Genomic DNA, 23051 nt, shown 5'->3' with positions numbered 1-23051 from the left:
TTTTTTATATCTAGAAGGGTTTGATATTACATCATTCCTGGCATTCCGCCTCCCATTGGCATTCCGCCTCCGTTATCTTCTTTAATGTCAATTAATGCACACTCAGTAGTAAGAATCATTCCAGCAACTGATGCTGCATTTTCTAATGCTACACGTGTTACTTTTTTAGGGTCGATAATTCCTGCTTTTAGCATATCTACATATTCATCAGTTTTGGCGTTATAACCAAAATCACCTTTTCCTTCAGCTACTTTTGCTACAACTACAGAACCTTCAAGACCTGCATTTTCAACAATAGTTCTTAATGGAGATTCTACTGCACGAGATACAATTTGAATTCCTGTTGCTTCGTCAGCATTGTCTGCTTTTACACTAGTTAATGCATTTTTAGCTCTTAATAGCGCAACACCACCACCAGCAACAATACCTTCTTCAACAGCAGCACGAGTTGCATGTAATGCATCATCTACTCTGTCTTTTTTCTCTTTCATTTCTACTTCAGAAGCAGCTCCAACATAAAGAACCGCAACACCGCCAGCTAATTTAGCTAAACGCTCTTGCAATTTTTCTTTGTCATAATCAGAAGTTGTAGCCTCCATTTGACCTTTAATTTGGTTCACACGATTTTTGATCATGTCAGCTTCACCAGCTCCGCTTACAACAGTAGTATTGTCTTTATCGATAGTCACTTTTTTAGCAGTTCCTAACATTTCAATTGTTGTGTTTTCTAAAGTATAACCTCTTTCTTCAGAAATTACAGTTCCACCTGTTAAGATTGCGATATCTTCAAGCATTGCTTTTCTTCTGTCTCCAAAACCTGGTGCTTTTACAGCTGCAATTTTTAATGCTCCTCTTAATTTATTTACTACCAATGTAGATAACGCTTCACCATCAACATCTTCAGCAATAATTAATAAAGGTTTTCCAGATTGTGCTACTGGCTCTAATACAGGAAGTAATTCTTTTAGTGAAGAAACTTTTTTATCATATAATAAAATGTAAGGGTTTTCTAATTCCACTTCCATTTTTTCAGGATTTGTAACAAAATATGGAGAAAGATATCCTCTGTCAAATTGCATTCCTTCAACAACGTCAACATAAGTATCAGTTCCTTTAGCTTCTTCAACTGTGATAACACCTTCTTTTCCTACTTTTGCAAAAGCAGTAGCAATCAATTCACCAATTACTTCGTCATTATTAGCAGAAATAGAAGCGATTTGTTTAATTTTTTCAGAATCAGTACCTACTACTTTTGATTGTTTTGCTAAGTCAGCAACAATGGCCTCAACTGCTTTGTCAATACCGCGTTTCAAATCCATTGGATTTGCACCTGCAGCAACGTTTTTTAAGCCTTCTTTTACAATAGCTTGTGCTAAAACTGTTGCAGTTGTAGTACCGTCTCCAGCTAAATCATTAGTTTTAGAAGCGACTTCTTTAACCATTTGAGCTCCCATGTTTTCTAATGGGTCTTTCAATTCAATTTCTTTTGCTACAGTAACACCATCTTTAGTTACATTTGGTCCACCAAAAGATTTTCCGATGATTACATTACGACCTTTTGGTCCTAGAGTCACTTTTACTGCATTAGCCAATGCATCTACACCACGTTTTAGTCCGTCACGTGCTTCAATATCAAATTTTATATCTTTTGCCATCTTAATTTTTTTGTTTAATGTTTGAAATTTTTTTGTTTAAAGTTTCATTTTAGGATTCGAAAATTGAAACCTGACCCGAACGATAGTGAACAGGCGAAGCAAACTTGAAACAAAATTTAAATTATTGCAAGAATATCATCTTCTCTCATTATCAAGTAATCTTTACCTTCTAATTTTAATTCAGTACCTGCATATTTACCGTAAAGAACAGAATCACCAATTTTAACAGTCATGGAGTGATCTTTTGTTCCGCTTCCTACAGCAACAACAGTTCCTTTTTGTGGTTTTTCTTTGGCAGTATCTGGAATAAAAATTCCTGAAGCAGTTTTTGTTTCAGCAGCAACTGGTTCAATAAGAACACGGTCTGAAAGTGGTTTAATGTTTAAAGCCATAATTATATGTTTTTATTGTTTTATATAGATTGTTAATACGATTTCAGAAATTGTGCCATCTTGCTATAACTGACAGATTTTCTTATAAAAAATGCCAGCTTTGACAGGCTGGCACTTAGTAATATTTATATAATGTAAATTATTTTGCAGGTGTTGTTGGTGCAGGTGTGTTTTGTACTGGCGAAGCAGGAGCTGCAGTTTGTGTATTGTCAATGATTTTAGAATCAGTATCGCTTAATGTTCCAGTAAAACTCAAACTAGAAAGTAATATTAATGCAATTAAAATTGTAGCTAATGTCCAAGTACTCTTGTCCAAAAAGTCTGTTGTTTTTTGTACACCACCCATTTGAGTCGATCCTCCTAATGTAGAAGAAAGTCCACCACCTTTAGGGTTTTGAACCATTATTACTACGATCAATAGAAAACAAACTATTGTGATTAAAACTAAAAAAATTGAAAATGTGCTCATTGTTTAATTATTATTGTTTTGTTGTAAAATCTTAATATCCGATATACGGTCTGCAAAGAAACTACTTTTTTCTGGATATTTCAAAATTAATATATCATAAGCTTGAATCGCTTTTTGATATTTTTTTTGTTCCAAATAGACTCTTGCCAAAGTTTCGGTCATTAATGACGAATTATCGTCTTTATTAATGTCAATATGAATAGTGGAAGGTACTCCATGTTTAACAGGTGAAATCTTAGGACTTGATTCGATAAAGCGGTCAATTAGTTTTGCTTTTTTCTTTTTTGTCTCATCCAGAACAGTGTTTTCTGGAGTTTTATTGACTTCGGGTTCTCTTATTATAGGTTGTGTTCTAGAAAGCTGAAGCCATTCCTGAAAAGAGTGTGTCTCATTTTTAGAAAAATCCAAAGGCTTGCCTATGGCCAATTTTTCTTCAACTATTTTTGTGCTGTCAATAGTTTCATTTGAAGCTTCCTTAATAGAAGTGAGAATAGATTGTTCTATAGGTGTTTTCTCTATCTTTAAATTTTCTTTTGAAATAACGACTTCACTATCGATTACAGTTATATCAAGGAGTTCAAGTGATTTCTTGTCATAAAATTCTTTTTGAATCGCAATAAAACTATCCGAAGTGATAAAATCAAATAAAACGGTTCTATCCGTTGTATGGGCTGCCGTAACTTTTAATGCAAAATTATACTTAAAACTATTTTGATTATACAGTCCTTTTAATCGCAAAGCTCTTGCACTTTGAAAAAAAGGAAACTCATCCAGCACTTTTGTTAAAGCTTCTGTTTGATTTTCTGTAATCGTATTTGGTTTATTAATTAAGTAAGTATAATCGGTTACGTTCATAAATAGTTATTCAGTTGTATGTATTGATTTATAAATTATTTGAAATAATAATTTCATCTACCACTTAGCTAGTGACTCGTTAAAGATATCTTGTGTTATTCTGTCAAAAATTTCTTTTAAAGCGTTACTCAATGTTGCTCCGCCTAATTGTTGTGCTGCGGGATAATCATAATAAAATTCAAAAGTTTTTTCAAAATTATCTACTTCTTTATTTTTATTTGTAAATCGAACATTTACTCTAATCTTTAAACGGTTTTGAGATGCTTTTTGATCTGCTGTTGCAGTCATTGGGCTTATTCTGTAATCTACAATTTCTCCTTCGTATGTCAAGTCACCTCCATTTTTCACTAAATTTAGGTTGGTTTGATTCTGTATAATGTCTTGTAATGCCAGAGTAAAAGTTCGGTCAATTCCTGGTTCAATCAGGTCAGCATTATTTTGAAAAAAGTTAACTTGAAATGTTTTGGCATCAATTTTTCCAGTTCCTGTAAAGTTATATACGGAGCAACTGTTAAGTGCAAATAGTAAAGCGATTAAGAGGGTATAGTATGTTTTTTTCATTTTTATTTAAAAATTGCTACGTTATTTGGCTGACGCTCGGTTCAAAGGTATTCAAAAAATTGTTTGTAAATATCTATTCCTATTTGCTAATTTTTAAAGGTCAAATTGCTTGATTTTTCGGTATAATGTCCTTTCGGAGATACCTAGTTCATCGGCAGCTGCTTTACGTTTTCCTTTGTTTTTTTCTAATGATTTCTTAATCATTTCGATTTCTTTTTGCTCTAATCTTAAGACCTCTTCTTCTTCAATAGTTTCTGCAAATAAATAACTTTCGTCATTTTCTTCGTAACGTTCTTCTTTATTTGGTGTGGAAATTAAAGCTGTTCTAGGTTCTTCTTCAAAGTCTATTTCGCTGTCATTTTCTTTGGAACCATATATTTTCTGAATTAAAGAAGGATTGATGTCCTGTACTTTTGTGGCGCCACTTTTCATTAATTCTAAAGTCAGTTTTTTTAAATCATGTAAGTCACTTTTCATGTCAAAAAGGACTTTGTATAAAATATCTCTTTCGGTACTAAAGTCGCTTTCTGCTTTTTTATCCTTAATAACTGAGGGTAAGTTACTCCCTTCTGAAGGTAAGTAAGATAGTAAAGTCTGAGCTGAAATATCTCTATTTGTTTCTAATACTGAAATTTGTTCGGCTACATTTCGTAATTGACGGATGTTTCCACTCCAACGAAATTTTTGTAACACTTGAACTGCATTTTCATCTAGTTTTAATGGGGGCATTTTATATTTGTGTGCAAAATCAGCAGCAAATTTTCTAAATAATAAATGAATGTCATCTTTTCTGTCTCTTAAAGGAGGAAGAAGAATATCTACTGTACTTAAACGGTAGTACAAATCTTCACGAAATTTTCCTTTTTCGATGGCGTCAAATAAATTGACATTGGTAGCAGCTACAATACGGACATCTGTTTTTTGAACTTGAGAAGAACCTACCTTAATAAATTCACCATTTTCTAAAACACGAAGTAATCTCACTTGGGTAGTTAAGGGTAATTCACCTACTTCATCAAGGAAAATAGTTCCTCCATCAGCTACTTCAAAATACCCTTCACGCGTGCTTGTTGCTCCTGTAAAAGCTCCTTTTTCATGGCCAAAAAGCTCACTGTCTATTGTCCCTTCAGGAATGGCACCACAGTTTACAGCAATATATTTACCGTGTTTTCTATGCGATAGCGAATGTATTATTTTAGGTATGCTTTCCTTACCTACACCGCTTTCACCTACGACCAGTACAGAAATATCGGTTGGGGCAACTTGAATGGCTTTTTCTATGGCACGATTTAATTTTGGATCATTTCCAATAATTTCAAATCGTTGTTTTATGGCTTGAACTGTATCCATTATTTTGTATTTAAAGTTTTGAGGTTTAAGTTTTCAAGTTCAAAATCGAACTCTATTTAATTAAACGATTCACTGTTGTAATTTATTTTTTTGTCAAAGTATCTTTTACAGTACTCGTTTTTTCTACTTTGTGCTTTGGAAAGTAGGTTCTAATTATATAAAACGTTCCCCCAAATCCTATAATGAAAGTAAGTATTGCTATGATTATTTGTTTTTTTGTCATGTCTTTATTTGTCTTTTTTACCACAAATCACACAAATTTCCACAAATTTATTTATATAACTAATCGTTTGTTTGTTAGTGATTTATTCTGAAAATTCACGATAATTCCAATTTGTGAATCTGCAAGTTTAATGTAATTTAATGTTTGGGCTATGTGTTCGTTATTAATTTCTTTAACTGTTTTTACTTCTAGGATAATTTCATCATAAACAATAAAATCAGCATAAAATTTGTGAGCAAGAATATTTCCTTTGTATTGAATTGAAAATTCTTTTTCTCTTTCAAATGGAATGTTATTGTTTTTAAATTCAATTTCCAAGGCATCTTTATATACTATTTCTAGTAGACCTGGACCTAAAATTCTATGAACTTCCATACAAATACCAACTATCTTATAATTCTCTTCTTGTTTGTAATATTCCATTTATAAATAATCAGGTTAGGGGATTAATAAACAACATTGAAAATTATAATTTGTGAAAATTTGTGTAATTTGTGGTGTAATTTTTTTAAACTTCCTTAATTCATCTCACTTAGACCCACTGCCTCTCCTTTCAAAGTTCCGCTAGTACAGGAGTTGATTTTTACATTTACAAAATCACCGATTTTATAATTCTCTTTCGGAAAAACTACAGTGATGCTTTGTGAATTTCTACCTGAAAACTCTTCAGTCGATTTTTTTGAAACTTTTTCAACTAAGACCTCTACCGTTTGTCCAATAAATTCTTCTGATCGCAACCAAGCGTGTTTTTGTTGTAAGTCTACAATTTCCTGCAATCTTCGGGCTTTAGTTTCTTCGGTTACATCGTCATCCATTTTTCTTCCAGCCAAAGTTCCAGGGCGTTCAGAATACGAATACATATAACCAAAATTATATTTGACATATTCCATTAAACTTAAAGTGTCTTTGTGATCTTCTTCAGTCTCAGTTGGGAAACCAGCAATCATATCTTGTGAAATAGAACTGTTTGGAATTATGGTTCTTATTTTATCAATCAAAGTCATGTACTCTTCACGAGTGTGTAAGCGATTCATTGCCGCTAAAATTCTATTACTTCCAGATTGAACCGGTAAGTGAATGTGTTTGCATATATTATTGTGTTTTGCAATCACATGTAAAACACTCTCGTGCATATCCTGAGGATTGGATGTTGAAAATCGAATTCTCATTTTAGGAAAACCAACAGCGACCATTTCTAGTAATTGATCAAAATCTACTGCTGTTGCTTTTTGCATTTCAGAGGCATTTTCAAAATCTTTTTTCAAACCACCACCGTACCAAAGGTAACTGTCAACATTTTGTCCTAAAAGAGTAATTTCTTTAAACCCTTTGTCCCATAAATCCTGAATTTCTTTCATGATACTTTGTGGCTCACGACTCCTTTCACGACCGCGGGTAAATGGAACTACGCAAAAAGTACACATGTTATCACAACCACGAGTTATAGAAACTAATGCGGTTATTCCATTACTCATCAATCGAACAGGAGAAATATCACCATACGTTTCATCTTTCGACAAAATTACATTTATGGCATCACGACCTTCTTCGACTTCTGCTAATAAATTGGGTAAATCTTTATAGGCATCAGGTCCTACAACAAGATCTACAATTTTTTCTTCCTCTAGGAACTGACTTTTAAGACGTTCAGCCATACAGCCTAAAACGCCCACCTTCATTTTCGGGTTAATGCGTTTTACTGCATTATATTTTTCTAAACGTTTACGAACCGTTTGTTCTGCTTTATCTCTAATAGAGCAAGTGTTCACCAAAACCAAATCAGCTTCTTCAAGAACTTGCGTTGTATTGTATCCATTTGCGGATAATATGGAAGCAACGATCTCGCTATCCGAAAAGTTCATCGCACAACCATAGCTTTCTATAAATAATTTTTTTGTATTCCCAGGTTTGTTTTCTAGAACAAGACTTTCACCTTGTTTGCTTTCTTCAATAATCTTTTCCATTGTATTTTTTAAAAAGGCAAAGATAAGGCAATTTCAATAAATATGACAAGATGTCAGTGTAAGAATTAACAATGTTTTTAGATTTTATTTTTGGAGCTATTTCCTGCTTTCCATTACAATCTTATTGTTCTTAACAAAAAGAACAATAAGGATTTTCATTGCAATCTGGGCTAAAAAAGGATGTTAGATAATCCTATTTACCGTCGTTTTTGAGTGAAATATTTTTTTAAAATCATTTCTAAAACTCTATATTTAAAAAAAATAGATACTTTTGTCCTAGAAAAATAGAGCAATGGCAAAGAATTTAGTAATAGTTGAGTCCCCTGCAAAGGCAAAAACAATCGAGAAATTTTTAGGAAGTGATTTTCAAGTGGAGTCAAGTTATGGGCATATTGCCGACTTGCCTTCAAAGGAAATTGGTGTAGATGTAGAGAATGGTTTTAAACCTAAATATGAAGTTTCGGCTGATAAAAAAGCATTAGTAACCAAGCTAAAAGGATTGGCTAAAAAAGCCGAAATGGTTTGGTTAGCAAGTGATGAGGATCGAGAGGGGGAAGCTATTTCTTGGCATTTATCGGAAGAATTAAAATTAGATGCAAAAAAAACAAAGCGTATTGTTTTTCATGAGATTACTAAAAATGCCATTTTAAAAGCAATTGATAATCCTCGCGAGATTGATTATAATTTAGTGAATGCGCAGCAAGCACGTCGCGTTTTAGATCGATTGGTAGGTTATGAATTATCTCCTGTTCTTTGGAGAAAAATAAAAGGCGGACTTTCAGCAGGTCGTGTACAATCAGTATCCGTTCGTTTAATTGTGGAGCGTGAAAGAGAAATTCAAAATTACAATTCAATTGCAACTTATTCTGTTGTTGCAGAATTTACTAACGAAGCAGGAAAGTCATTCAAAGCAAAGCTACCTAAGAATTTCAATACTAAAAAAGAAGCCGAAGATTTTTTAAATAAAAATGTAGGTTCTACTTATAAGGTTTCAGATTTAGAAACGAAACCGACAAAAAAATCACCAACAGGTCCGTTTACAACTTCAACTTTACAACAAGAAGCGGCGCGCAAGTTGTACTTGCCAGTTGGAATTACTATGCAATTAGCACAACGTTTATACGAAGCTGGACTTATCACTTATATGAGAACCGATAGTGTTAACTTGTCAAAGGATGCTATGGATGCGGCTCAAGCTGAAATTATTAAATCTTATGGTAAGGAGTTTTCTAAGCCTCGTACTTTTGTCAATAAAAGTAAAGGAGCTCAAGAAGCGCATGAGGCGATTCGTCCTACGGATATGTCAAGACACACTGTAAATATTGACAGAGACCAAGCTCGATTGTATGACTTAATTTGGAAAAGAACATTGGCTTCCCAAATGAGTGATGCGCAACTGGAAAGAACAAACGTAAAAATTGAAGCTAATAATCACGGAGAGTTGTTTACAGCTTCTGGTGAAGTATTGCTATTTGAAGGGTTTTTAAAAGTATATCTTGAAGGTCATGATGACGATGAAGAGGAGCAAGAAGGAATGCTTCCTGCAATGAAAGTCAATGAAAAGTTATTAAATAACTACATCACTGCTACAGAAAGATATTCAAGACCACCAGCTCGTTATACTGAAGCTTCTTTAGTAAAAAAATTAGAAGAACTAGGGATTGGGCGCCCATCTACTTATGCTCCAACTATTTCTACAATTATAAATAGAAACTATGTAGAGAAAGGAAATCTTGACGGTCAGGAGCGTAATTATACTCAACTTACTTTGCAATCAAATAAAGTAGGAGAGAAGTTACTTAAAGAAAATACCGGTTCAGATAAGGGAAAATTAGTGCCAACAGATATTGGAACTATTGTTACTGATTTCTTGGTTAAGAATTTTGGAAACATATTAGATTACAACTTTACCGCCAAAGTAGAGCAAGATTTTGATGAAATTGCGGAGGGAAATGTTGATTGGGCAGTAATGATGAAAGAATTCTACGATCAATTTCATCCAATAGTTAAAGATGTAGAGGCAAATGCTGAAAGAGAAAGTGGAGAGCGAATTTTAGGAACAGATCCAAAAAGTGGAAAGCCAGTTTCTGTTCGTTTAGGAAAGTTTGGACCTATGGCTCAAATTGGAGCTGCAGATGATGAAGAGAAAAAGTTTGCTAGTTTGATGGCAGACCAAAATATAGGAAATATAAATTTGGAAGAAGCACTGAATTTATTTTTGCTTCCTAAAAATTTAGGAGAATACAAAGGAGAAGAGGTCGAAGTGAGTAATGGTCGTTTTGGTCCCTATATTCGTCATGGTGCTGCATTTGTATCTTTGCCAAAAGGAGAGAATCCACTTGACGTTGATTTTAAAAGAGCGCAAGAGTTAATTGACGAAAAAGCAATTGCTGACGCTCCAATAGCTGTTTATAAAGGAGAAGGAGTTCAAAAAGGAACGGGTCGTTTTGGTCCTTTTATAAAATGGAATGGCTTATTTATTAATGTAAGTAAAAAATATAATTTTGATAATTTATCGCAATCGGACATAGAAGCATTGATTGAAGATAAATTACAGAAAAATATCGACAAGGTATTACACAACTGGGTTGAAGAAGGGATTTTAGTTGAAAAAGCACGTTGGGGTCGTTCCGTTATTACTAAAGGAAAAATTAAAATTGAACTGAGTAAGGACGTAGATGCTACTAAATTAACTTTGGAAGAAGTTCAAGAGATGATTGCTAAGAAAACACCAGTTAAAAAGGCAGCAGCTAAAAAAGCTCCAGCTAAAAAGGCAGTTGTGAAAAAAGTTGCTATTAAGAAACCTGTAGTAAAAAAGAAATAAAATGGAATTTGATTTTTTAAAACCCATTGATAGTGATTTTTTGGAAAAGTTGTCTTCTCAGCAATTGGGAAGTAAAATTGTTTTTCACACTAAAGATCAATTTCCGGATTTAAATAAAATTAATATCGCTGTGATTGGTGTACTGGAAAATCGCGGAAGCGATACTGCATTTTCGGAAGTGGATATAATGGCTATTCGAAAAGAATTGTACAGTATGTTTCCGGGAAATTGGGACGCTTCAATTGCGGATTTAGGAGATATTCTTGCCGGAGATACGATTACGGATAGTTATTTTGCTTTACGTAAAGTAGTTTCTAATTTGATAAAAAATAAAATTATTCCAATTGTTATAGGAGGTTCTCAAGATTTGACCTATGCCTTATATAGAGCATATGACGAATTGGAACAAATGGTTAACCTAGTTTCTATAGATAGTAAATTTGATTTTGGAAAAGAAAATGAAGAAACATCTTCAAATTCTTATTTGACCAAGATAATAATTGACGAACCTAATAATCTCTTTAATTATTGTAATATAGGATATCAAACCTATTATAATTCTCAAGAAGAGATAGATTTAGTTGAAAAGCTATTTTTTGACGGATATCGATTGGGTGAAATTTCTAATAATATAGCTTTGGCTGAACCAGTTTTTAGAGATGCAGATATAGTTAGTCTTGATTTGAATTCTGTAAAGTCCTCAGATTCAGGAAATTTCAGTATATTTACGCCTAATGGTTTTAATGGAAAAGAGATTTGTTCCTTGTCAAGGTATGCTGGTATAAGTGATAAAGTATCCATGTTTGGGATATTTAATCATAATAATTCTGTACAGGAATCAGTATTAGTTGCACAAATTATTTGGTATTTTATTGAAGGGTTTCATTATCGTTCTAATGAATATCCTTTTGGAAGTAGAGAAAATTATATAAAATATATAGTTCCATCTGAAGAAGAAGTTTTAGTTTTTTATAAAAGTGATAAGACGGATAGATGGTGGATTGAGATTCCATTTATTTCAAATGGGAATAATAAATTGAAAAGAAATACGTTATTACCATGTTCTTATGATGAATATATAGGGGCATGTAATCAGGAATTACCTGAAAGATGGTGGAAGGCACAGCGTAAAAACAGTATTTAAAAATTGTTTTTAAGCTTACTGAATTTTTATTGTAAAAAATAATGTTGTTTAGTGTAAAATAATTGTTTTTTAAAAAAATAATAAATAGGTTTACACACTTAAATAATAATGAATAATTAACCCGAATTTATATGAAGAAGTTCATTGCATTTATGGCAATTTTGGCGCTATTAATAAGCTGTGGTAAATCAGGCGACAAAGGTGAATTGGTAGGGATTAATGGAGGGAAATGGCATCCAGAAAAACCTTATGGAATGACTTTGGTTCCTGGAGGTGCATTTATAATGGGTAAATCTGATGATGATGTAGCTGCAATTCAAGATGCTCCAACAAAAACGGTTACTGTTCGTTCCTTTTATATGGATGAAACTGAAATTACCAATAGCGAATACCGTCAGTTTGTAGAATGGGTAAAAGATTCTACAATGAGAGTAAGATTAGCTATTCTTGCAGATGAAAGTGGTATTAAAGCGGGTGATGGAAAAGGAAAAGGTAAAAATGCTGGAAGTATAGGTGATTTTGCTTTTAATGATTCTGATCCGGAAAAAATGACTGCGTATGATAAGTATATGTACGATAACTATTACAGTATAGGTACGGACGACGATCCTTATGCTGGTAGAAGATTAAATAGAAAAGTAAAATTAATTAAAGATACTAAGTTATATCCTGACGAATATTACGTTGAAGTAATGGACTCGATGTATTTGCCCTTAGCGGCTTCTTATAATGGTTTAAGGACTATTGATGTAGATAAGCTTAAATTCCGTTACTCTTGGATGGATATTCAGGCCGCAGCTAAAGCTAAAGTTGGAAAAAGAAAAGATTTTATTAAAACAGAAGAAGTAAAAGTATATCCAGATACAACAGTTTGGATTAAAGATTTTTCGTATTCTTACAATGAACCAATGCATAATGATTATTTCTGGCATAAAGCATATGGAGATTATCCTGTTGTAGGTGTGAAATGGACACAAGCAAAAGCTTTTTGTGCTTGGAGAACACTTAATAAAAATACATATATCAAATCAAAGAAAAAAGGACACGACTTAATCAATTCATTCAGATTGCCTACGGAAGCAGAATGGGAATATTCAGCTAGAGGTGGTTTAGAGTCAGGTACTTACCCTTGGGGAGGTCCTTACACTAAAAATGATAGAGGTTGTTTTCTTGCTAATTTTAAACCAAATAGAGGGGATTATGCAGCTGACCAGGCATTGTATACTGTAGAAGCTAAATCTTACGAGCCAAATGGTTATAATTTGTATAACATGGCTGGAAACGTTTCGGAATGGACAGATTCATCATATGACCCAAATGCTTATGAATATGTTTCTTCAATGAACCCAAATGTTCAGGATGGCTCAAACAAACGTAAAGTGGTTCGTGGAGGATCATGGAAAGACGTTGCTTATTTCCTACAAGTAAGTACAAGAGATTTTGAATATGCTGATTCTGCAAGAAGTTTTATTGGATTCAGAACTGTTCAAGATTACATGGGATTAGAAACAACTGGAAACGGTAAGAAAATTAAAAGATAAATAAAAACAAAAACCAAATCTACTAACTACCTAAAAAAAATTAAATTATGGCAATATTAAGCAAAAAAGCAATGAATTTCTGTTATGGAATGGGTGCTGCAGTTGTAATCGTAGGAGCATTATTCAAAATAACACACATAGAATTTGGTCCTATAACTGGTAATTTAATGTTAACGATTGGATTGTTGGTTGAAGCTGGGATTTTTGCTCTTTCGGCTTTTGAACCTGTTGATAATGAATTAGACTGGACTTTAGTATATCCAGAATTGGCAAATGGTGAGGCAAAAAAGAAAGCACCTAAAGTAGAGGCTCCAGTTGCTGAAGCTCAAGGTTTACTTTCTCAAAAATTAGATGCCATGTTGAAAGATGCAAAAATTGACGGGGAATTGATGTCAAGTTTAGGAAATAGCATTAAAAATTTCGAATCAGCTGCAAAAAGTATTGCTCCAACTGCTGAATCAATGGCATCAACTAAGAAATACAGTGAAGAATTGACTCTTGCTGCTGCTCAAATGGAATCTTTAAATAGTTTATATAAAATACAATTGCAAAGTGCGTCAAGAAATGCCCAAATTAATGAAGAAGTTGTCGAAAATAACTTGAAATTAAAAGAGCAAATGCAGTCATTGACTACAAATTTGTCGTCATTGAACAATGTTTATGGTGGAATGCTTTCTGCAATGAATAACAAGGGATAATTAGTTTCGAACTATAAATAAACAACTAACTAATTAGTAGAAAATATGGCAGGAGGAAAACTTACCCCTAGACAGAAGATGATAAATCTGATGTATTTAATTTTTATTGCAATGTTAGCTTTGAATATGTCAAAAGAAGTTTTATCAGCTTTTGGAATATTAAACGTTAAGATTGTTGAGTCAAATGCAATTACTGATCAAAGAAATGAAGGCTCATTTGCACAATTGGCGCAAAAAGCGGTTGATCAGCCGGGTCAATTTGGAGATAAAAAGATCAAAGTTGAAAAGATTAGAGCTTTGTCTAAAGAATTTAATGATTATTTAGAAAACATAAAGGCATCTGTTACTAAAAATTTTGAAAGAGACGCTAAAGGTAATTTGCCTTATGAACAAATGGATAAGGGCGATTTAATAGATCGCATGTTTTTTACTGGAGATAAAGTCTCTAAACAAGGTAAAGAATTTTTAGATAAAATAAATAGTTATCCAGCTCAGATTAAGCAAATTGGAGGTAGTTCTATTGCAGAGTCTGAAATGGCAAAAATAGAAGCTAGATTTGCTACAAAACCAGTGTATTCAGAAAAAGCAGGTGCTAATTTAGATTGGATTGATTATAACTACAAAGGTTTTCCTTTGATTGCTACAATTACTAAAATATCTCAATTGCAAGCTGACATTAAGGCTACAGAAAGTGATATCATGAGTGGAATGTTTCAATCTGATTTGGTTGCAGCTGCATCACTTACAGCTTATCAACCAATTGTAGTTCTTGATAAATCAGTATTCTTTCAAGGTGAAGCAGTTTCAGGTAAAATTATATTAGGAAAATTTGATCCATCATTACAGGCCAAATCAGTTGTATTGAATGGTTCAAATATTCAAGCGATGGCTGGTCAAGCTAAATTTTCTTTTGGAGCAGGTAATATTGGTGAACATCCTATAAATGGTTCGTTTAATTTTGATGAGGGAGGGAAGACAGTAAGTTTAGCAATTAAAGACAAATATGTGGTTGTTGCAAGACCTAAATCGGCTACCATTTCAGCGGATAAAATGAATGTAGTGTACAGAGGTGTTGTTAATCCAATGACTATTTCATTTGCTGGAATTTCTGCTGATAAAATTTCAGCTTCAGCTCCAGGATTAAGCTCTGCAGGTGGTGGTAAATTTAGCATGAGTCCTACATCTGGGAATGAAGTAGTGATTAATGTTACAGGTACGTTACCTGATGGTTCTAAAGTTTCAGATAAAAAGACATTTAGAATTAAAGGAATTCCAGGACCAACAGGAACAATTAGAGGAGAAACGGGTGTTGTAAAAGGACCTAAATCTAACCTTGAAATTGCTACTATTGGAGCAAAATTGGAAGATTTTGATTTTGAAGTGGGGTTAAATGTTGTAGGGTTCAATTTAAAAGTTACTGGACAGCCAACAGTAGTTGTACAAGGTGATAAATTAAATTCTCAATGTAAAGCTGTACTTTCTAAAGCGGGAAGAGGAGATCAAGTTACCATTTCTGAAATTAAAACAAAATTAGTAGGTGCTGGTAGTTATTTATTACCTAGAACTGCTCCGGTTATTTTTGAAATACAATAATAAGTAGGTTGCCTTATTGGCATCTTCAATATCTTATAATGAAAACATGATGAATGTGAGAAAATTTTTATTAGTTATTATTTCCGTTACTGGAAGTGTTTCATCTTTTGCGCAATCTAATTTGCTAAATGCAAAAACACCTTCTGAAATAGGTCTTAAAACTGCTGCTCAGCTTATTTCTGATAATGATAAGCCTTTGGCCTATGGTTACGTTCATGATAGAGATGTATTAATGGGTAAGACGACTTGGGAAATTATTGATTTAAGCGAGAAAATCAACTTCGCTTTATACTTTCCTATTGATACTGCTAACATTGGTTCTGATAGACGTTCTTTATATGATGTTTTGACAAAAGCAATTAGAAGTGGTGCAATTAGTGACGTCTATTCTGATAGTTATTTTAATACTAAGAAATCTTTTAAAGACATTCAATCTTCTTTAACAAGAGTTGATACTACGGATGCTGGTAGGGAGCAAATAAATGCTGGAATGCAGGTTTCTCCTGAATACATTTTGAGGTCAGATTTAACGGCTCAAGATGTAACACAATATAAAATTAAAGGATATTGGTATTTTGATAAACGTCAAAGTGAATTAAAATATCGTCTTTTAGGTATTTGTCCAGTTACTCCAGATGTGTACACTATGAATAATGATGAAAAAGATTATATCGAATTATTTTGGATCTTTTTCCCATCAGCTAGAGAGGTTTTGCATGAAGCAAAAGCATTTAACGATGTGAATTCTGCCATGCCTATTTCTTTTGATCAAATTTTAAATTCAAGGCGTTTTAATAGTGTTATCTATAAAGAAGAAAATGTATATGGTGATAGATCTATTGCTGAATACATGAAAGACAACGCTCAAAATCAATTGTTGGAATCGGAAAGAGTTAAAGAAAAGATACGTGATTTCGAATCTGATATGTGGAATTACTAATTTCATTTATTAGTTAATATTAGAACTCTTGCTGTAAAGCAAGAGTTTTTTATTTATAGCTGACTTAGTTTTATTTTTTAATACACGTACTTTGTATTTTATTCTAAAATTCATTTTTTAATATGATTGATTATTTAATTGTTGGTTCTGGATTAGCAGGAATATCATTTTCCGAAATGGCTCTAAAGCATCATAAGTCAATTTTGGTTCTGGATAATTATTCTCAAAATTCATCTAGAATTGCTGGGGGATTGTACAACCCTGTTATTTTAAAACGATTTAGTGAAGTTTGGTGTGCTCAGGAACAATTAGTATTGATGGAAAGCTTTTATTCTGTTATTGGAGAGAAACTTAAAATACAATTCGATTTTAAAAAGCCAATTCTAAGAAAGTTTTTTTCTATAGAAGAACAAAATAATTGGTTTACAGCTTCGGATAAAGAAGCTTTATCTCCTTTCTTGTCTCCAAATATAATTACAACCCAATTTTCTGGAATTTACTCACCTTATAATTATGGCGAAGTACTTCATACTGGATATATTGATACAGCTTTGTTATTAGAAAAATATAGAGCTTATCTAATGGAGCATAATTTATTTTTGTGTGAATCCTTTGATTATGATTCTTTAGTCATCCATAATGAAGGTGTTAGTTATAAAGATATCCAAGCTAAGAATATAATCTTTGCTGAGGGATTTGGTATGCATGCAAATCCTTTCTTTAACCACTTGCCGTTAGATGGTACAAAAGGGGAGTTGTTTATCATCAAAGCGCCACAATTAAACTTAGATGTAATTATTAACACAAGTGTTTTTATTTTACCACTAGGGGGAGACTTGTTTAAAGTAGGTGCCACTTATAATTGGAAAGACAAAACAGATTTGCCTACAGAAGAAGGCAAGCAGGAATTAATAGACAGAATAAAAGAAATTATTACCTGTGATTTTGAAATTGTGGAACACTTTGCTGGTGTACGACCTACAGTAAAAGACAGAAGACCGTTGGTAGGGACGCATTCAGAGCACAATTCAATGCATATTCTTAATGGACTAGGGACTCGTGGCGTAATGCTAGGACCTGCAATGGCAAAAGCTTTATTTGAAAATATTGAAAAAGGAATACCTTTAGATACAGTTATTAATATAAATCGGTTTAAACCTAAAAAACAATAAGTATTAAGCTTTAAAATTTGGATCGTAAGAAACAAACATATTAATATAGATATTTCTTGACCATCTTAATATAAATGGGAATAATATAATAATAGATGCTATTATAGCTATAAAAGCCACTTTTAAAGAGGAGCCAAAAATTAAATAGGAAACTATAAACGCAGCAATTCCTGTAGCTACATTTAGCCCATAACTAACGTACATAGCTCCATAAAAGAAGGAGGGTTCAATTTGATATTTTAGACCACAATGACTGCATTTTTCATTCATTTTTAAAATATTGCCCAAATGCAGCACGTTTTGATCTAAATACATGCTCTCTTTCTGACATTTAGGACAAGTTCCTGTTAAAATGCTATATAATTTGGATCCTTTTTTTAACATTTGCAAAAAATTTAATTTTTCCTTTTCTGGAAGTTGTAAATTTACAAATTCAAAAAGGAATAAACTCATAATACATGCTTAATATACACAATTTATCCGTTTCATTCGGAGGTACTTATTTATTTGAAGAAGTAACATTTCGTCTTGGAGCTGGAGATCGAGTAGGTCTTGTTGGAAAGAATGGTGCAGGTAAATCGACCATGCTAAAAATGTTAGCAGGAGATTTTCTTCCTGACACAGGTGTGATTTCTCAAGAAAAAGATGTTAGGATGGGTTTTTTGCGTCAAGACATTGATTTTGAGCAAGGACGTACAGTTCTAGAAGAAGCATATGAAGCTTTTATAGATATTAAAATTGTAGAAAAAAAATTAGAAGAAATTAATCACTTATTGGTCACTCGTACTGATTATGAAAGTGAAGAATATTCAAAAATAATTGAAGATTTATCGGATTATACGCATCGCTTTGAATTGTTGGGTGGTTATAATTACGTGGGAGATACGGAGAAAATTCTTCTTGGTCTTGGTTTTAAAAGAGAAGTTTTTAATAATCAAACAGAAACTTTTTCTGGAGGTTGGAGAATGCGTATCGAATTAGCCAAATTATTATTACAAGCTAATGATGTATTGTTACTCGATGAGCCTACCAATCACTTGGATATCGAAAGTATCATTTGGTTAGAGAGTTTCTTACGTAATTACCCTGGAGTTGTTGTTATTGTTTCGCACGATAAAATGTTTTTGGATAATGTAACCAACAGAACGATCGAAATTTCGTTAGGAAAAGCGTATGATTTTAACAAGCCTTATTCTCAATATTTAGAATTGCGTCATGAAATTCGCGAGAAACAATTGGCCACACAAAAGAATCAAGCGAAAAAAATTGAAGAAACAGAAAAATTAATTGAGAAATTCCGTGCCAAAGCTTCCAAAGCTTCTATGGCACAGTCTATGATTAAGAAATTAGATAAAATTGAACGTATTGAAGTAGATGAAGATGATAATTCGGTGATGAACATCACTTTTCCAGTCTCTAAAGAGCCAGGTAGAGTAGTAGTTGAAGCTGAAAATGTAACCAAAAGTTACGGTGATAAAACGATCTTAAAAGACATTAATTTATTAGTTGAAAGAGGAAGTAAAATTGCTTTCGTTGGTCAAAATGGACAAGGGAAATCTACTTTTATCAAAGCGATAGTGGACGAGTTCGAATACGACGGTACTATTAAATTAGGACACAATGTACAATTGGGTTATTTTGCCCAAAACCAAGCAGAATACTTAGACGGAGAAATTACGTTACTTCAAACTATGGAAGATGCCGCTGCTGATACGAACCGAATGAAGGTCCGTGACATGTTAGGCTCGTTCTTATTTCGTGGTGATGATGTAGAGAAAAAGGTAAAGGTGCTTTCAGGAGGGGAAAGAAACCGTTTGGCACTTTGTAAATTATTATTGCAGCCCATCAATGTTTTGCTGATGGATGAGCCTACGAATCACCTGGATATTAAATCTAAGAATGTGCTAAAGGCAGCCTTGCAAAAATTTGGGGGAACTTTACTTTTGGTTTCTCACGATAGAGATTTCTTACAGGGAATGTCAAATCTTGTTTATGAGTTCAAAGATCAAAAGATAAAGGAATATTTGGGTGATATAAACTATTTCTTGGAGCAACGCAATTTAGAGAATATGCGTGAAGTCGAGAAAAAAGATGCTCAAAAAGCTGCAGCACCTAAAGAAAGTAATAAAGCATCATACGAAGATCAAAAGAAAGGGAAATCGTTACAGAATCGCTTGAGTAAAGTCGAAAGCCAAATCAAGCAATTGGAAAAAGACATTCAAAATGATGATAAAATGCTTGCTTCTAATTATGACAAACACATAGAAGATGCTAAGTTTTTTACAGCCTACAATAAAAAGAAAGCCGAGTTAGATAAATTATTAGCTGACTGGGAAAACGTACAAGAAGAAATAGATAATTTGTAGCCAATCCAGCTATTCATTACAATCTTTCCACAAAAAATCTTTTTTTACAAAACTGTAGCAGGAGCTTCCTTTGGTCGCTCTGCCTCAGTTGTAAAAAAGGATTTTTTTTATGGAAAGGATTTTCATTCCTATCTGGGCTATAAGTGTATGAATTTGAAGACTATTTTTTAATCAATTAACCCTATTTTTTTTGAATGAGCAATTGCTTCAGTACTAGTTTTAAAATAGCAAACGGAAATATTTAAGGTTTCTAGATTAGTTAAGGCTTTAATCACCTTAGTTTTCTTATGTTTGCCCGTTTGCCGAATGTAAATAACCTTAACGGTTAAAGGGAAAATTTTACTAATAGCTTCGTAAAGAAATGGATCATGTTGAGAATCATCACCAATTAAGACATATTTTAGATTTGGATAGAATTCTAAAACATGTTTTATTTTGTCAAATTTATGATTATGACCTCCACGTCCAGTCCAAAAAAAGTTAGTCAAACTTGTTTTAATGTCTTTTAATAATAAAACAGCTTTTGGTAATTTGTGGATGTCTGTAAATTTCACTAGGAAACGATATAAGTTCCATTCACTACTAGAAACATAAAAAAAAGCATTTAGTTCTTCATTTTTTTTTCTTCCAGCAGTGCTTAAGGCTTGATAATGCTGGGCTACATCTGCGAAAATTTTTCTGGTATTTACATTTCTAAATAAAAGGTGATATAGTTTTTTGAGTGGATTAATCGTGTAAGAAACTAAAAAAGTATCATCTATATCTGAGATAATTCCAAGATTTCCTTTGAATGGTCGAATGAAGCTCTCCTTACTTGTAATGGTATGCGTTTCGTGAATAATACTCACTTCATAATCAATCCAACCATAATGAATGTTTTGATCTAATGGAATACAAAATTTAAAATAGCCGTCTATTAATGTTTTTGTGTGAATTTTGGTATTGTTATGGGTCAAATAAACATCGGCATTTGCCATTGTTTTTATTCTGAACATACTTATAACTGAACTTGCATTTTTGAAATTTTTTGAAAGAAAGTCATAATCTTTCTTTTTTGTAGGCTTGAAAACATGCCCCATCACAATTAACTCTTGCTCATTTGCATAACCTCGATATAATTTTAATATAGGTCTCATTTTGTAGTACTTTTGAAGTAAGTTGAAAATTAATTATTTTTAAGCAATAAAAGCAATAAAACTTTGAAAAAGAATATCGTAATGATTACTAATCCTGTGTCAGGAGGTATTGACAAATCAGAATTTATAGAGGCAACTGCACTTTATGCCGCTAAGGAAAACCTTAACTTTGTATTATATGAAACAACAGGGGATGCTGATAGCAAAAAGATTAAAGAAATTTATAATACATTCAAACCAGAAAGAATAATTGTAGCTGGAGGAGATGGTACTATAAAGTTAGCAGTGGAAGCATTAGAAAATGCTGAAGTTATTTTTGGAATTTTACCTGCAGGATCAGCAAATGGATTAGCAACCGATTTAAATTTACCAAAGACTCTTGAGGAGAATTTAACGATATGTTTTCATAATGATTATGTAGAAATAGATATAGTTGTAATAAACGGTAAAAAAAGTTTGCATTTAAGTGACTTAGGGTTGAATGCTTCGCTTATTAAAAACTATGAAAATAATGCGCTGCATGGTAAATGGGGCTATGCTTTGCAAGCATTTAATACTTTGATTGATAGAGAAGATCCTTTTAATGCAACAATAGAGGCAAATGGAAAAAAGTTTGACTGTTTAGCACAAATGATTGTTGTTGCTAATTCTCAAAAATATGGAACAGGAGTGACTATAAATCCAAACGGACTGATGAATGATGGTAAATTTGAATTGGTAATTATAAAAAATTTAGATTTGCTTGTTTTTGGCAAAATTATTACAGGGAATTTACCATTAGATACCGAAGACATTGAGATTATTTCAACGGACAAAGCCATAATCAAAACAGATAGGCCGGTTAGTTTTCAAATTGACGGAGAATATTATGGGTTAGAAATGGAACTTAATATTTCAATTTCTGCTCAAAAAATGAGGATAGCGATTCCATAATATGTAATGTTTCTATTATTTAAAAGGGTTTCTTTCTTGCCATTTCATTACAGGTTCAAAATAACTAAACGTTTTTGAAACAAATAAATTAATAAAAGGATTGCTATGTTTCATTAAACCATACATTTTAATTGGTTTTGCGCCTACCGAACTTTTTATTTCTAAAGCTGTTCTTGCAAAAATGATTCGTTTGTATCCTTTATTGATTGAATAACCAATCATATCATACAACATATTGAGATATAACATTTTTTCACGTTGGTGCTTCTCATCATATCCCAAGAAATAGGTGTCAATGTCTTTGCCATTTTTTATTAAGGTATTAAATCCAATTAATTCATTATCAATAAAATAACCGTAAAAAAGAAACTGGTCTTTTAGTGCTTTTTTAAATTCTTCAAAATGATTTTCAGGCAAATAAAAAGTATTAAAAGGTGCGTTCTTTGCTACATTCATATATAACTCATGTATTCTGATATTGTATTCTTTTATTTCTTCTAGAGATAATTTTTTCTTAGTAATAGTTGTTGCTTTTTTTCTTGCTCTCTTGTATTGATCTCTATATTTTTTGGATAAATCATTGATATAATCATCAAATATATTCCATGATTCTTGAATATAAAAAACCATGTTTGGTTGTGTAGAAAAGTTGAAAAAAGGATTGTACTCAGGAATTTTAAAATTTTGAATTTCTTGGTTTGCAAAATCTTTAAAGATGGTGAGATGTATTTTTAACCCTTTTTGGTTGAATATTTTCTTTAATTCTTCAGACGCTTTTTCTAATAAAATTAAGCCTTCAGCTACTGGTAATTTTTCATTAAAGCGGTAACTATTTTGACCAGTAAGCATATTGTTTCCAATTACTAATACTTTCGAACTAAGATTTTTAAAAACTAAATTCCGAATCACCGTTTTTAAGCAATGATCTCTTTCTCCAAAAGAACTTACCTCACTTAAATTAATAAATTGAGACAAAGCTGCGCCAACTAATTCTTGGTCTTGAAACAAACCAATAAAATGGCAATCCATATTTGTAGGAGCAGATGATTCTAGAACAGATAAATAATCACTTGAAAGAAAGATGTTGTCAACAACTAATGAATCCCAGCCAATAGGTAGATTTTTTGAGGAAGAATAGATTTGAAATGAAAAGTTTGAGCCCAATAGATAGTTAATTAGTATTTGTCTAAATTAATATATAAAGTTAAATGAGAAAGAGATTATATGAATTTTAA

General features: G+C 32.5%; 20 protein-coding genes. 9 read left to right on the top strand and 11 right to left on the bottom strand.

Annotation, left to right across the window (positions count from 1 at the left end):
- Window positions 1-26 precede the first annotated feature (26 nt).
- The 8 genes from groL to miaB form a co-directional block, all read right to left on the bottom strand.
- A complete protein-coding gene (gene groL / locus AB3G36_RS00720) occupies window positions 27-1655 on the bottom strand; it encodes a chaperonin GroEL (protein WP_367755019.1) in 1629 nt (542 codons plus the stop codon).
- Window positions 1656-1771: 116 nt separating this feature from the next.
- Window positions 1772-2047 (bottom strand): co-chaperone GroES, encoded by a 276-nt coding sequence (gene groES, locus AB3G36_RS00715; RefSeq protein ID WP_367755018.1) that lies wholly within the window; start codon window positions 2045-2047, stop codon window positions 1772-1774.
- 139 nt (window positions 2048-2186) lie between these two features.
- The gene (secG, locus tag AB3G36_RS00710; protein WP_367755016.1) at window positions 2187-2516 is read right to left on the bottom strand and encodes a preprotein translocase subunit SecG; all 330 of its coding nucleotides are present in this window, start codon (window positions 2514-2516) and stop codon (window positions 2187-2189) included.
- Window positions 2517-2519: 3 nt separating this feature from the next.
- On the bottom strand, window positions 2520-3371 hold the full coding sequence (locus AB3G36_RS00705; RefSeq protein ID WP_367755014.1) for a tetratricopeptide repeat protein: 852 nt from the start codon (window positions 3369-3371) through the stop codon (window positions 2520-2522).
- Between the two features lie 57 nt (window positions 3372-3428).
- The gene (locus tag AB3G36_RS00700; RefSeq protein WP_367755012.1) at window positions 3429-3932 is read right to left on the bottom strand and encodes an LptE family protein; all 504 of its coding nucleotides are present in this window, start codon (window positions 3930-3932) and stop codon (window positions 3429-3431) included.
- A 93-nt stretch (window positions 3933-4025) separates the two neighbouring features.
- A complete protein-coding gene (locus tag AB3G36_RS00695; RefSeq protein WP_367755010.1) occupies window positions 4026-5282 on the bottom strand; it encodes a sigma-54 interaction domain-containing protein in 1257 nt (418 codons plus the stop codon).
- A gap of 274 nt (window positions 5283-5556) precedes the next feature.
- The gene (locus AB3G36_RS00690; RefSeq protein WP_367755008.1) at window positions 5557-5928 is read right to left on the bottom strand and encodes a GxxExxY protein; all 372 of its coding nucleotides are present in this window, start codon (window positions 5926-5928) and stop codon (window positions 5557-5559) included.
- Between the two features lie 95 nt (window positions 5929-6023).
- A complete protein-coding gene (miaB, locus tag AB3G36_RS00685; RefSeq protein WP_367755006.1) occupies window positions 6024-7469 on the bottom strand; it encodes a tRNA (N6-isopentenyl adenosine(37)-C2)-methylthiotransferase MiaB in 1446 nt (481 codons plus the stop codon).
- A 292-nt stretch (window positions 7470-7761) separates the two neighbouring features.
- On the opposite strand from miaB, the gene topA reads away from it, so the two are divergent.
- From topA to AB3G36_RS00650, 7 genes are all read left to right on the top strand, one after another.
- A complete protein-coding gene (gene topA / locus AB3G36_RS00680; protein ID WP_367755004.1) occupies window positions 7762-10293 on the top strand; it encodes a type I DNA topoisomerase in 2532 nt (843 codons plus the stop codon).
- Between the two features lies 1 nt (window position 10294).
- Window positions 10295-11437, top strand: a complete 1143-nt coding sequence (locus AB3G36_RS00675) for a formimidoylglutamase (protein ID WP_367755002.1) — start codon at window positions 10295-10297, stop codon at window positions 11435-11437.
- A gap of 131 nt (window positions 11438-11568) precedes the next feature.
- A complete protein-coding gene (gene gldK, locus AB3G36_RS00670; RefSeq protein WP_367755001.1) occupies window positions 11569-12978 on the top strand; it encodes a gliding motility lipoprotein GldK in 1410 nt (469 codons plus the stop codon).
- Window positions 12979-13025: 47 nt separating this feature from the next.
- Window positions 13026-13676 carry a gliding motility protein GldL gene (gldL, locus tag AB3G36_RS00665; RefSeq protein WP_367754999.1) on the top strand — a complete coding sequence of 217 codons (651 nt, stop codon included), beginning with the start codon at window positions 13026-13028 and terminating at the stop codon, window positions 13674-13676.
- 45 nt (window positions 13677-13721) lie between these two features.
- Window positions 13722-15269 (top strand): gliding motility protein GldM, encoded by a 1548-nt coding sequence (gldM, locus tag AB3G36_RS00660; protein WP_367754997.1) that lies wholly within the window; start codon window positions 13722-13724, stop codon window positions 15267-15269.
- Window positions 15270-15318: 49 nt separating this feature from the next.
- Window positions 15319-16209: a gliding motility protein GldN gene (gldN, locus tag AB3G36_RS00655; protein WP_367757979.1), complete on the top strand. Its 891-nt coding sequence runs from the start codon at window positions 15319-15321 to the stop codon at window positions 16207-16209.
- A 122-nt stretch (window positions 16210-16331) separates the two neighbouring features.
- Window positions 16332-17381 carry an NAD(P)/FAD-dependent oxidoreductase gene (locus AB3G36_RS00650; RefSeq protein WP_367754995.1) on the top strand — a complete coding sequence of 350 codons (1050 nt, stop codon included), beginning with the start codon at window positions 16332-16334 and terminating at the stop codon, window positions 17379-17381.
- Window positions 17382-17384: 3 nt separating this feature from the next.
- Here the strand turns inward: AB3G36_RS00650 and AB3G36_RS00645 are convergent, their stop codons facing one another.
- Window positions 17385-17765, bottom strand: coding sequence for a DUF983 domain-containing protein (locus tag AB3G36_RS00645; protein ID WP_367754993.1), 381 nt, complete (start codon window positions 17763-17765; stop codon window positions 17385-17387).
- A gap of 74 nt (window positions 17766-17839) precedes the next feature.
- On the opposite strand from AB3G36_RS00645, the gene AB3G36_RS00640 reads away from it, so the two are divergent.
- On the top strand, window positions 17840-19747 hold the full coding sequence (locus AB3G36_RS00640; RefSeq protein ID WP_367754991.1) for an ABC-F family ATP-binding cassette domain-containing protein: 1908 nt from the start codon (window positions 17840-17842) through the stop codon (window positions 19745-19747).
- A gap of 167 nt (window positions 19748-19914) precedes the next feature.
- Here AB3G36_RS00640 and AB3G36_RS00635 read toward each other — a convergent pair whose 3' ends face one another.
- Window positions 19915-20883, bottom strand: a complete 969-nt coding sequence (locus AB3G36_RS00635; protein WP_367754989.1) for an App1 family protein — start codon at window positions 20881-20883, stop codon at window positions 19915-19917.
- A 63-nt stretch (window positions 20884-20946) separates the two neighbouring features.
- On the opposite strand from AB3G36_RS00635, the gene AB3G36_RS00630 reads away from it, so the two are divergent.
- A complete protein-coding gene (locus tag AB3G36_RS00630) occupies window positions 20947-21816 on the top strand; it encodes a diacylglycerol kinase family protein (protein WP_367754987.1) in 870 nt (289 codons plus the stop codon).
- Window positions 21817-21831: 15 nt separating this feature from the next.
- Here AB3G36_RS00630 and AB3G36_RS00625 read toward each other — a convergent pair whose 3' ends face one another.
- Entirely contained in the window at window positions 21832-22980 is a 1149-nt protein-coding gene (locus AB3G36_RS00625; RefSeq protein ID WP_367754985.1) for a GNAT family N-acetyltransferase, read from the bottom strand.
- Between the last annotated feature and the right edge of the window lie 71 nt (window positions 22981-23051).

Origin of the sequence: Flavobacterium sp. WC2430 (assembly GCF_040822075.1) — a bacterium.
Classification (GTDB): Bacteria; Bacteroidota; Bacteroidia; order Flavobacteriales; family Flavobacteriaceae; genus Flavobacterium.
Note: the sequence above shows the minus strand (reverse complement) of the source record. Positions and strands in the feature narration are given on the sequence as shown.

What these genes read in the sequence shown, in the direction of transcription:
- AB3G36_RS00690 (WP_367755008.1), bottom strand. Translation starts at nt 5,928, where the DNA reads ATGGAATATTACAAACAAGAAGAGAATTATAAGATAGTTGGTATTTGT.
- AB3G36_RS00675 (WP_367755002.1), top strand. Translation starts at nt 10,295, where the DNA reads ATGGAATTTGATTTTTTAAAACCCATTGATAGTGATTTTTTGGAAAAG.
- groES (WP_367755018.1), bottom strand. Translation starts at nt 2,047, where the DNA reads ATGGCTTTAAACATTAAACCACTTTCAGACCGTGTTCTTATTGAACCA.
- gldL (WP_367754999.1), top strand. Translation starts at nt 13,026, where the DNA reads ATGGCAATATTAAGCAAAAAAGCAATGAATTTCTGTTATGGAATGGGT.
- AB3G36_RS00650 (WP_367754995.1), top strand. Translation starts at nt 16,332, where the DNA reads ATGATTGATTATTTAATTGTTGGTTCTGGATTAGCAGGAATATCATTT.
- AB3G36_RS00700 (WP_367755012.1), bottom strand. Translation starts at nt 3,932, where the DNA reads ATGAAAAAAACATACTATACCCTCTTAATCGCTTTACTATTTGCACTT.
- groL (WP_367755019.1), bottom strand. Translation starts at nt 1,655, where the DNA reads ATGGCAAAAGATATAAAATTTGATATTGAAGCACGTGACGGACTAAAA.
- AB3G36_RS00635 (WP_367754989.1), bottom strand. Translation starts at nt 20,883, where the DNA reads ATGAGACCTATATTAAAATTATATCGAGGTTATGCAAATGAGCAAGAG.
- gldM (WP_367754997.1), top strand. Translation starts at nt 13,722, where the DNA reads ATGGCAGGAGGAAAACTTACCCCTAGACAGAAGATGATAAATCTGATG.
- miaB (WP_367755006.1), bottom strand. Translation starts at nt 7,469, where the DNA reads ATGGAAAAGATTATTGAAGAAAGCAAACAAGGTGAAAGTCTTGTTCTA.
- AB3G36_RS00645 (WP_367754993.1), bottom strand. Translation starts at nt 17,765, where the DNA reads ATGTTAAAAAAAGGATCCAAATTATATAGCATTTTAACAGGAACTTGT.
- topA (WP_367755004.1), top strand. Translation starts at nt 7,762, where the DNA reads ATGGCAAAGAATTTAGTAATAGTTGAGTCCCCTGCAAAGGCAAAAACA.
- AB3G36_RS00705 (WP_367755014.1), bottom strand. Translation starts at nt 3,371, where the DNA reads ATGAACGTAACCGATTATACTTACTTAATTAATAAACCAAATACGATT.
- secG (WP_367755016.1), bottom strand. Translation starts at nt 2,516, where the DNA reads ATGAGCACATTTTCAATTTTTTTAGTTTTAATCACAATAGTTTGTTTT.
- AB3G36_RS00695 (WP_367755010.1), bottom strand. Translation starts at nt 5,282, where the DNA reads ATGGATACAGTTCAAGCCATAAAACAACGATTTGAAATTATTGGAAAT.
- gldN (WP_367757979.1), top strand. Translation starts at nt 15,319, where the DNA reads ATGAATGTGAGAAAATTTTTATTAGTTATTATTTCCGTTACTGGAAGT.
- gldK (WP_367755001.1), top strand. Translation starts at nt 11,569, where the DNA reads ATGAAGAAGTTCATTGCATTTATGGCAATTTTGGCGCTATTAATAAGC.
- AB3G36_RS00640 (WP_367754991.1), top strand. Translation starts at nt 17,840, where the DNA reads ATGCTTAATATACACAATTTATCCGTTTCATTCGGAGGTACTTATTTA.